The organism is bacterium, assembly GCA_041649255.1.
GTDB lineage: Bacteria > Hydrothermota > UBA3073 > JACQXS01 > JAQTXJ01 > JAQTXJ01.
On sequence record JBAZNK010000006.1, the window covers coordinates 39,125 to 50,491 of the forward strand.

The 11,367-nt window shown below is 39.3% G+C and carries 3 protein-coding genes; all 3 read right to left on the minus strand.

Features of this window, described 5'->3' with window-relative positions:
* Positions 1–22: 22 nt before the first annotated feature.
* The gene (locus WC614_05555; GenBank protein ID MFA5032469.1) at positions 23–826 is read right to left on the minus strand and encodes a DNA-binding response regulator; all 804 of its coding nucleotides are present in this window, start codon (positions 824–826) and stop codon (positions 23–25) included.
* Positions 827–1,513: 687 nt separating this feature from the next.
* A complete protein-coding gene (locus tag WC614_05560; protein MFA5032470.1) occupies positions 1,514–5,134 on the minus strand; it encodes a T9SS type A sorting domain-containing protein in 3,621 nt (1,206 codons plus the stop codon).
* A gap of 12 nt (positions 5,135–5,146) precedes the next feature.
* Positions 5,147–11,140: a C25 family cysteine peptidase gene (locus WC614_05565; GenBank protein MFA5032471.1), complete on the minus strand. Its 5,994-nt coding sequence runs from the start codon at positions 11,138–11,140 to the stop codon at positions 5,147–5,149.
* Positions 11,141–11,367: the final 227 nt, after the last annotated feature.

Below are 11,367 nucleotides of genomic sequence, written 5' to 3' on the forward strand. Positions count from 1 at the left end.
ATCTATTTTTATTTGCAAATATCTATGTGGGGAATTCTTGAGAATGGGAATTTCTATATTTAAGTGGCGAAGTTCCCATTTTTGTTTTGAAAACCCGATTGAAATTGTGGAAGTCAAATCCTACGCTATGAGCTATTTGAGATGTATAATTTGTTGTTTCTAAAAGCAGTCTCTTTGCATTTGTTGTTCTAATGTCATTTATAAAATCAGGTAAGCTAACTTTTGTTGTCGTGTTCCATAAAAAAGAAAAACGTTTAGGATTTAGAGTTACCGAAGAAGCAATCTCTTTTAAACCTAAATCCGGATTTGCATAATTCTTTTTTATATATTCAACTGCTTTCTGAACCTTGAAGGGTAAATTTTGGGGAAGCGCAATCTCCTGTGTATTTGATTCCCCTGTATTCTTTGTATTCAACGAAGTTTTATTTTGTTCTTCAATTAGCGCATGAATTTTTGTAAGTAGTTCTTCTATGTTGAACGGTTTTTCAAAATAATATGATGCCCCGTTGTTTAAGGCATGGAGAATATTCTCTTTGGTAGAGTGCCCTGTCATCATTACTATTTTTATATCAGGATGTATCTTTTTAAAAACAGGAATCAACGCTGTCCCTTCAATGTCCGGCAGTTTAATATCAAGCAAAGCAACGTTGAATTTTTTCCACTCAAGTTTTTTTATTGCTTCTTTCCCTGTCAGCACATAACTTACTTCATACCGTTCTTTTTCAAAGAGCATTTTCAGCGTTTTACAAAATTCCGGCTCGTCATCTACCACAAGAACACTTCGATTATGCTCCATTTTCTTAAGAAACTCCTGTCTTGCATTCATTATCCTCCGGTAATTCTTTTATTTTTTTCCTTTATTCTATGTTTTATTGTTTCCCTCCAAACCTCCTATCAACTTTACAAACATAGCAATATTTGTGACAACTGAAAACAAACTTGCCAAAACACATTATAAATAAAGGAATTTTATCAATAGCAACAATTATGAATATCACTAGATTTGTGTAAACCTTGTTGACATGTTTTTTATGGAAGCCTATTAAATAATGACTTGTGAACAAAAGTCAACTTTGTTGACATGCGTCAATTTTGTTGACTTGTTTTGTATGTTTTGGTTTTTGGAATCCAAAGTCGGAGTATTGGCAGTCAGTAACAATTTTAAAAAATAGGAGAGAGACAATTTTACAGTCTCTATCTAAGTTTCGAGGCAGAAGTCAGGTTGTTGTAAACTAGGGAATGAACACACAAAGATCCATGAGTACGGTCTGGGAAAATGTTAAAAGTGCTGTGTTAACACAACCTCAAAATGTCTCCGTTGAAAAAGGGGTTACTTTTTCCAATCCTTGCTGAGCGCTTGAGACGACAAAAATTCATTAGATAGCAGGACTTATCCCGACAGGAAAAGGAACTATAGGAACCAGACCATTTCAATTACCACATCTGCCACCATATAAATTTATCCTATAGTATTTTTCCAAACTGTCAAACTTTTGTCTGACACCTCTTTAATTTACTTCAATAAGACCGTCTTACGAGTAAGTCTGTTGTTGTCTTTATTTAGCCTAATAAAATAGACTCCGCTTGATACTTTTTCTCCCCTGTTATTGCATCTGTCCCATACTATTGTATAATACCCCGGTTTATATTCTTTATTCGCAACAAGGTTTTTCACTGTCCTTCCTGTAATATCGTAAACAGTAAGGTTTACTGTTCCTGCACTCGGAATACCAAATCGTATGTTTGTAGAACTTAAAGCAGGATTTGGATAATTTTGGGATAAGAAAAATACTTTTGGAATCCTTTGGTCTGAATCTTCGCCAATGGTGCGAACATAGATTGCTTTTTTCGCAATATTATTAGTTGTATCGGTTTCCGGCAAATCTGTCTCGGTAATTTTCACTATTATAGTATCTTTTACAGATACTGTAGGTGTCCACAAAGTTAGAATCTGGGCTGTACTATTTGCTTCAATCGATATTGCCTCGCTTTTTAGTTCGTGAGCAGAATCGCATAGATTTATATAGATGGTTCCAATACAGTTTACATCCCTGATGCCATTGTGTATGGTAGCACGAATGTAACAGGTATCAAGAATTCCAACAGTGTCTGGTGCGTTTATGTCTTGTTCAGCAATAAAGAGGTCAGGCAAAGTATCTGCAACAACAAAAAGTGTAATTGTATCTATTGTTTCTGCATCATTATTGTCAACCCCTGAAAAATATATCTGGTGTGCCCCAAGAGATAAGGTACTTTTTATTGAACTTCCTCTACCAAGAGTATCATCTATGTTTGAAATCCACACAAGGCATGATTCCGGAAGAGTCCCATCTTCTTGGTCGTAAGCACTTCCTGAAAGCATTATTTCTTGAGTATGCGCAAAGCTTGAACTATCGGAAGGTTTACTTATAGAGAGAGACGGAAAGCGATTCGCTATCCCAGAAGCTGCATCCGAAGAGTCTTCTGTGCTATTAATGCCATCCGTAGCAATTATTTTGAAAAAGGCACTATCTGAGTTCAGCCAGTTGGCATCTACCGTATAACTTGTATCCTTAAGGTCAGATACAAGCGGCATCCATCCCGCACCTGATGAGCTTTTATATAAAACAGCATAGGCAAGTGTATCCCCATCCGGGTCATCAGCAGACCACGCAACTACGATACTGTCCTGAATACTTCCGCCGGTCGGACTGAGGAGTTTAACTGTAGGAGAACTTGGAGTCAGTATCCTCTGAAATATATTTTGAGCACCGTGTTTCAGTACAATTCTGGCCGTATTCACGGGATATTCCAGCCCAACACAGACGTAAAACACTCCAAGACCACACGATGTATCAATCTCTGAAAAGTCCGCATTGAACTTCATACTGGCAAGCACATTACTCGTTGCATTGAGACACTGTAGTTCATAATCTCCCTGGGTGCCGATATCTGGGTTACCTGGTTGGAGTTCGTAGAAAGGCATGGCAACGGTCGAGTCATTCGCATACAAAATAAGGTTTACAAGAAGACGTCTATCCACTTGGCTCTTCTTGGTAACACACAGTTTGGTGTACAGCGCATCAAAATCTACTTTGGGTATCCAGTGTTTTATGTTAGCATTGTTCCCCATAAAACTGTAAACATTCGCGCCTGATGCCGAATCTTTCGGGCAGATGTTATAGATACAACCATCTCTCTTCTTCTCTGCCCACCAACCATTACTCGCCATATACCCATTGGGATAACGTTTTTCCAGTTCCTTCCAGGGGAGAGTCTCTGGATTGTCAATATCATAGTATTCATCAAGGATGTCAAAGGAATGACTTAGTTCGTGAGCAGCACACCATTGATCGTCTTTGTAATCTCTGTAAGTTACAAGCGCAGTATATCGGTAAATCCCGCCAGCCGAGATTCCGTGCTCCGGCATATAATCTGCCGGCACGATGCCCACGGCAAGCGCATTCCCATAAGTTAAGAGGAGTTTGCTTTTCAGATACGCCATCGCACTTACTGTGATTCCGGCTGCCCCCGGGGCAGACCAGCCTTGATGGATAGCTAAGAAACGACAAGGATAAGCACTTTCCAGAAAAGAATGATTCTTCATTGAAAATTCCTTTATTTCTTCTTCTGTAGGTCCGCTCCCTGGAAAAGACCATGCCCCCCCACGCAATCCATAATAGTAGACTATCCATTGGGGCGGCACAGGTTTGATTGTCCCGGAGGTATCCACTTCATTGTTATCTTCGTCTCTCTCGGAGATACTGTTGAGGTGGTCTACTTCAGCATTGATACTCAGACTCCCTTCATTAACAAGCCTGTAAGGTATGTAGAAATTGATAGTGTTTTGTCCATCCAGTAGTTCACGTGTTACCCAACTCTGGGAACACTTGATTGTCTTTGGACCGTCAGAGTTTACGTCAAACGCAGAAGAAAAATACTGCCCATTGAAATCCAGACGTGCAATTACGTCCTCCACCTCTTTACACCGGCCAATATTTAGGAATAACCGTACTGTGGCACCTTTGCCGGCTTGAATCATATCCATATCATCAGTGGCTTGCATGACCTTGATTGAATCTATCCTTAAGTCAATAGAAGCCGTGCTAACATTGTAGGGACCATCTTTTTTGAAGTTTTGGTAATTAACATAGTCACTCACTTTTTCACCAAGCTTTGCATATTTATTACCCGAATGGACTGGCCCCGTAATATTCCCCCACCAGCAGTTTTGTGCATTTATAGTAACGGATGGGTCTGTATTGTTAATAGCGAAACTATCACTGCAAGCAAAATTATTGCCATTAGCTACAGGAGTTGCCCCACCACCCGATTGTATCCCCGACAAGGTATTATTAACTATTTCACATTGGCTTATAACAGGAGCTGAATTGCTGGTGCAGTGAATTCCTACAAGATTATCAGCAATAAAACAATTGTTTATGGTAGGAACACCGTCAGAGCAGACTATTCCCGAGTAGTAGCAGTTTGTAATTGATGTATTGGATACGTTTGAGGAAAAAGTTTTCTCGAGATGGATACCCCAGTAACCACGACGTATCTCAGCCCACTGCATAGAAATCTCCGAATGGTCTGTCTCATCTCCCCATATAAATATACCATTGAAATAGGATGTTGGTGTCTCAGGGCCAAAAAATACCGGAGTCCCTTGGGTGCCCGCTACCTCAAGAAGACCTTTTTGAACCATAATGCTCCCAAATGTGTCTCTAAAGAAAACCTTAACACCCGGCTCTATTGTGAGTTTCCCCGAATCACCACTTACAGTAATCCCACCTTCCTCTACATAAAATGGGCTTTCAGTAGTACGCCAGATAGTGGGATACTCTATCCAGCCTTTTACCTGGCCTGTTGTGATATTTACTACTTTTGTAGAGATAGAAGTATCCTCATGAAAGTAGGCAGTGTAAGTGTACGGTGTGTTTTTTGTGAGTCCCTTGTCTCTATAGATAAGGTTCTCGCTGAAGGTTCCCAAGCAAGAACTGCCTCTGTAGAGAACACACGAATCAGCAGTAACGAAATCTACTACGATGTGAACTTCTGTGTTTCCAACGTACCACCCTGTGATATTGTCTTCCAGTGAATAACAGATTCCTGTCCATAAAAACAAAACGCAAGCGAATAAAAGCTTATACATAAAAACACCCCCCTATTCCAAAAGAATAGTTTTTTTAACGTTTTTAAAATCACCTGCCTCAAAAAATAGAAAATATACTCCCGATGCAATATTTTTTGCGTTCCATTTCACTGTGTAGTATCCCGGCGCTTGCTCTTTATCCATTAAACTCATTACCAGCCTTCCTGATAAGTCGTATAATTTTATTTTTACTTTACTCTTTTGAGGAATTTGATATCTAATATTGGTAATTTTGGAGAAGGGATTTGGATGATTTCCCAAAAACTTAAATACAAGAGGACGAACCGTACTATCTTCTGTCCCTACTTCAAAAATACGGAATGACCTGATTTCTTCACTCCATCTAAATGCATCTGTTGTATCATATGCCAGTACTCTCCAATAATAAGTTCCTTTAGATAACGATGTAGTTATTTGATAATTTTCAGTAGATACGGAATCATAGATTACTGTAGCCGTATCACTAAAAACTGAATCCCTACTTATATGCAAAGCAAAGAGGAAGGGGTCGCTATTGGGGTCATCCGTGTTTTCCCAGGAAAAATCAGGCGTGTATGTAGAAAGAGTCTCGCCATCTGCCGGAGAAAGAAGTGAAAACTGATTTGGGGCGCTGAGCAACCATGCAAGAGACCTGTTCAAGAGTTTCTTCTTATCCCAATCATTTTCAATGTCCTCAATTCCGAAAGAGAGAAATATTCGTCTTGATGAGTTTACCTCTATGCTTAGACCGGCATGTATAGACTTAGCCTGGAATTCTATACCTTTGTCGTGCCGTCCGGGCATCTTCATGTTGGAGAATTCCTTGTTAATAAAGGGCGAATTGATAAGTGTAGTCGAATAAGTTTTCATTGATTTTTGAGCACTTGGTTGAGGAATATTGCCATCTTTCTTTGAATCATACCACAGAATCGAACTGGCAGGACTTGAATAGCTAAGCGTTTGATATGCCTGCCCGGAGATTAACCCAAGGGTAAGTCCATCACTAATGGGGTCACTACTATAGCCACTGATCTTGGTGTAGCCAATGGTGGAACTACTATATCCCGCACCCAGATAATCGCTAATAAAATCACTACTTTTTATGTCCTCGGCAATATCATGCCCGGTTATAAGAAGTTTTCCACTACCATCCAGATAACTACTAAGTGAGTCGAATACTGAGTACATAACGCTGTTTGGACCACTCCACCAGATAACAGCATCATACGGTTTATAACTCAAGTTCCATGGTTCACCTCTGTAAGAGCAATCATATGCTCCATAGGAATATCCGGCAAATGGCTGTTTTATGACTTCGCGTCCAAGGTCGTCAAGAACCAAAAGAAGTCCGGATGTTGGCAGAGGCACAGTCGTGAATCTACCAATATCCGAAGTGTCCAATCCATTGCCGATGGAATCAAGAGCTTTCAGATTTATCTTGTAATTCTTGCTCGCAAGCTTCGTTCCCCAGAAGTTCCCGTAAACCATGTCGTTAGATAAACTGTCGTTATGCATACCATCGTCATATAATTGCGCCGAATCAACTATCGTACTAATATCGCCATCCTCAAAATAGATAGTCATATTTTTGATTCCACTTCCTTCTAAAAGCCTTACATTGAATCCAAGCGTATCTCCAGGGTTGAGAGACCTCTTTGATAGTCGGTACGGATAAAACTGGATTCTGGGAGGCGTATCATCAATTATTACAATGTTAAAAGTATTCTCCCAAATGTTAGTGCCTGCATCAAAAATTGTTAAATCAACCGGAATTACTTTGTCGTGAGGGCATAACTTATTAATATTATTAATATAGAAAGAATAAGAAGGGCTAACTACCGTAGAATCAGCAAGTATAGTGCCAAAATTAACCGTATCGTTCTTAACGGAAATATACGGACTGGAAGTTCGTATACTTGCCATTACATTATTACAATTAACCGGACCTACATTTTTTAAGGCAATAGTAAATGGAAGATAGTTGTCTCCGGGAGAAGGTATAGTGTCTGTGCCTTGGAACTTAAAAACTTCAAACTTAACCCATGGTTCATTTATGGTTGTAAACCAGATACTGTTGTTTACCGTATTTGTGTCTGACTTTGCATCTATAGCAATAATGTCCACAAGATATCTATAAGGAGTAGGAGAGAGTGTTGTCCAGCTATTCCCATAGATTCCATCCCCGGCTGTTGAATCGTTATGTGCGCCGTCATCGTATAAAGTTAGTGAAGCCCGAATTGTTTCATCCGGAGATTCAATCTCTGCTATTACTTTTCCTATACCATCTTCATCCCAAACATTTGCCCTTATAACCACGGTCTCCCCGGGATTACACCATCCGGGAGTAACTTTTGTACAGCTTACTATGGGGATAAGACTGGGAACGAAGTCATATACACCTGTATTCCACGCATCATGCCGCCACTTTCCCCATTCTGCCATACCTGTGTTGTTTCCTATATCCCAAGCGAGAATGTAATCTTTTATGCCAAGGATAATTTCCATGTCACTATCTTTATCCAAATCCGCCACAGCAAGCGGAGGATGGTCTCCAGTTGGTTTATTTAGAGGAAACCCATTCACCAATGAGCCATCGGTATTAAATGCAAATAGCTTGTCCTTTGATGAACTAGCCAATATTTCCGGCTTTGAATCCCCACCTATATCCGCGATGATTGGAGAAATAAGCGTAGAATCGCCCACAGGGAAATTGGGATAGATGTTGCCATCAGATTTTATAGTATAAAGCACTCCTTGATTCGTAGTAAGTGCAATTTCTGGATTTCCGTTGCCATCAAAATCTCCAAGAGTAACTTCAAAGTGGATAGTATTTGTGTCCCCGGGAGTAACTTGAACCGGGAATCCACTCAAAAGAGTCCCATTATATTTCCATGCAAATACACTGTCCCCGTATGCAATTACTTCTAAAGAATCATCTCCATTAATATCCCCTAATGCAGGGACGCTCCGAGAACGGTATCCACAAACATGTTTGGACCAACCGGATAAGAGATTGCCATCATAGCTATATGCATATACCTTGCTTCCCGACGCAGAAGTTGTTTGAATTATTATCTCCATTTTGCCGTCACCGGTTAAATCACCAACACATGGAGGGGCAAATATATTTTCTCCGATTGATTGTGGCCAGCCCGAAATTATCTGTCCACTTGAGGAGTATATAGATATCTCTCCTCCTCCGGTAATAATAATTTCCAATAATCCATCATTCTGGATATCGGAAATAGCGATATAATCTCCCGTTATTACCGGCCATAATATTAGCGGGATTCCTTTGTGGTCAAAAGCATATATCTCCCCCCCGGTCGCTACAAAAATTTCCAAATCACCGTCTCTATCTATATCAACTATACATGAAGAATTAATATCTCCACTTTGTGATATATTCCTATCCCAGAAAGAACCATCCATAGAGGATACACAGAGTCGGCTTGCCCAATCATTGAGCAAGCTGTCATAATAACTGACAAATCCTACAATATCCAAGTCGCCATCTTTATCAAGGTCAATGACCTGGAGATTAGATTTAAGCGCGCTCCACATACCCGTACCGGGAAAAAATTGTCCGTTAATTTTCTTTGGGAATCCTACCAAAAACAGAGAGTCAATCCCAATTGTGGAGTAACCCGTATGTTCATAATTTGCAGTAAACTCTCTCACTCTTATTGTATAATATCCTTGCCCTGTTATACTTGCTAAATCTAAGGTAGCAAGAACACCGTCTTTCACGGGAGTGGATGATGAAACAAGGGTATCCCAGAAAACAGGTTGTTTACCTTTTCCGTATTCTACGACATAATGGTTAAATGTAGTTGATGAAGCATTACCTATGATATTTATACTCTTATCATTACGGAAGAATTCGTATTCTGCCGGGGATGTAATGTATGCATTGTCAATTTCAACAACAATTCTCTCATCTACCGAAGACTTTCCGGTTGAGTCTAACACTACCAGTTTCAAGGTAACTGTCGTATCCGGCAGTAAACTTGAATCCAGAGTATCAAGAATCCCGGATGTAACCGGGGTATATGAAATGTCACCTATGGCAAACCATTGGGTTGGCTCAACACCCACGCCGTATTCAAAATGATAAGACGCAAACGTAGCCCCGGAAGCACCACCTTTTGTAGCACTTCCCTTTACCGTAAAAAAACCACACAGGGTATCATGGAAATCAGGAGAACTAATGTCGGCAATAGGCGCTTCATACTCTGTGATAATAGGAGTTTCCGGGTCACCTAATAAATTTATTGTGAAATAACACCACCTCATAGTACCGGTTGCTCCAATAGAGGAGACTAAATCGTTTTTTGCATCGTTAAGTCCGGCTCCTATATTTTTTATACCTTCAGTAAATACTGCATCAAGAAATTCTCTATCAAATGCTTCTCCAGGTCCTTCTCCTTTACCCGACATATACCAACCCACTCTTGTATTTCCTATATATGCAAACGCACCTCCCTGAGCAAAAATAAAATGCTCTGCAACTGCGTCGCTATAGTCAAAAGCAGCTGTAACACATCCCTGGGAGTAAAGCAAAAAGTATTCCGTATTTGTAAGGGCATCAATAGTTGAGCCATCTAACTTCATAACTATGCTTGAATTTGCATGTCCAAGGTGATTAATTATATGCGGTCCCTGATTTAAATGTCCCAGGATATCGTTGAACGTGCCATCTCTTTCATATAATCGCGTTATACTGAATTGAGGAAGTAAATAAGCAACAGAATCTTTTTTATCGCATCCCCATGTATATACATCTAAAGATTCACCCACAAACAGCGCCTTATTCAAATGCTCCATATCAAGGGAATTCTCATAATGAAGCACTTTCTTGATATAATTTCCTGCTTCTGCAGGAGTATTTACAGTAATTCTACCAACTGCAACCTCAGCCAGAAAATCCGCTTCTTCTCCTGAAGTACCGGTGCCCCCATTTGCTGAGTTTCCTTCCCCGTATACTTTGTCTCCATCTGTATCCCAATTGCCGTCTAATCCGGCATAATACAAATCGCTTGCCATTGTTGAATCCATATATGGTATGGAACCATCCGTTGCCCATGCAAACAAACCTCTTACAGGCACTATTTCAACATCCCCTCCGAGAGTTACCCATTTAAGCGGATGAGCTGTACTTCCCCATGTCTGATAACAATCAATTATAAAATTCCTTAGCTTTTCCTGGTTATCACTTCCGGAATAATTCGCATATATTGAATCTGTTGTAAATATTTTTGCTTGTAACCCTCTTGAAATCTTCCAGTTTGTGAGAAGCTGAAAAGTATCTTTTAACCCGGAACCAGTTATTAATATATAATCATACGGATTTGATTGTGAAACAAGAGAAGATTTTGAAGTGTGTACAGATTTTGATGTTTGTGAATAAGAAGTAATTGTATTCTTATTGTCTACCATAGCGCTTATTCTATTTAAAATACGATTGTCCCGGAAAATCATTAATTCCTGCTCTTTTTGGACTTTAAAATCAGGTGAAGTAATAACTTCTATTGTTATTCTTTTATAATAAAATATTTTTCCCTCTTTAGGAATATACCGAACGGGATAAAATTTCGTATTTAATATATCAAAACCATTCAACCTATTAGTCATATAAGGTGACAGTGATTCGCCGGGGTATGGAGTTGATTGATTATATATTACAAGATTTTTTGATGGTTTTTTGTTTATTTTTTGTGATGTAGGGAATATTGGAGCGCCCGGTTGAATATTATAATACCCCTCAAGTGTTTCAGCTTCATAAGGAATAAAATTAATATTTGTAACCCGTTCACCAAAAGGAATTAGTATTTCTATAGGTCTCACAGGTAAAACTGGCTTTCCGGGTTCAGGCAAATCTTTCAGCCCCTGGATGTTAACACAGTCATAACTTGTCTGATGATTTTTGTAAACAGTGGGTTTTTGAAATTCATACTCAACCCTGATAACTTCTCCGTGCGCTTTTATAGATAAGAGAATCAACATTAAGAAAACAGTCTTTTTCATTCCATCCCCCTATTTTTTTATTCCTTAGAATAATATAATACTATAACTTAAACTTGAAACTAAAACTGTCAAACTTTTTTATGGAATGATAGGGGATAACTATCTAAATAAACACACAAAAAGTTTCTCGTTAAAAAAGGGGTTACTTTTTCCAATCCTTGCTGAATGCTAACAACGGAAGTCAGCATCAAACCTGTAATACTTTTCCACATATACGTGCTGAGGTT

What these genes read in the sequence shown, in the direction of transcription:
- WC614_05555 (MFA5032469.1), bottom strand. Translation starts at nt 826, where the DNA reads ATGAATGCAAGACAGGAGTTTCTTAAGAAAATGGAGCATAATCGAAGT.
- WC614_05560 (MFA5032470.1), bottom strand. Translation starts at nt 5,134, where the DNA reads ATGTATAAGCTTTTATTCGCTTGCGTTTTGTTTTTATGGACAGGAATC.
- WC614_05565 (MFA5032471.1), bottom strand. Translation starts at nt 11,140, where the DNA reads ATGAAAAAGACTGTTTTCTTAATGTTGATTCTCTTATCTATAAAAGCG.